The 229-nt window shown below is 69.4% G+C and carries 1 protein-coding gene; it reads right to left on the reverse strand.

The window, feature by feature from the left end; translation table 11 throughout:
- The coding region (locus MXD61_RS05965) for a ketoacyl-synthetase C-terminal extension domain-containing protein (protein WP_248811827.1) at window positions 1-229 on the reverse strand (229 nt) is incomplete at both ends.

Genomic DNA, 229 nt, shown 5'->3' on the forward strand with positions numbered 1-229 from the left:
GTTCGAGGAAATCGGCCAACTGTCCGGCAGCGGCCCGCAAGCCCTCCAGCGACCGCGCCGACACCACCAACGGCACCGCAAGAGCGTCCGTGTCGACCGGTGCCTCCGAGGCGGGTAGAGCTGCAGCCGCATCCAGGAGGTCGGGAGTCTCCGGGGCTTGTTCGAGGATCACGTGAGCGTTGGTCCCGCTGAACCCGAACGACGAGATCCCAGCCCGGCGCGGACGCCC

The sequence above is a fragment of the Frankia sp. AgPm24 genome (genome assembly GCF_023243055.1).
GTDB lineage: Bacteria > Actinomycetota > Actinomycetes > Frankiales > Frankiaceae > Frankia > Frankia umida.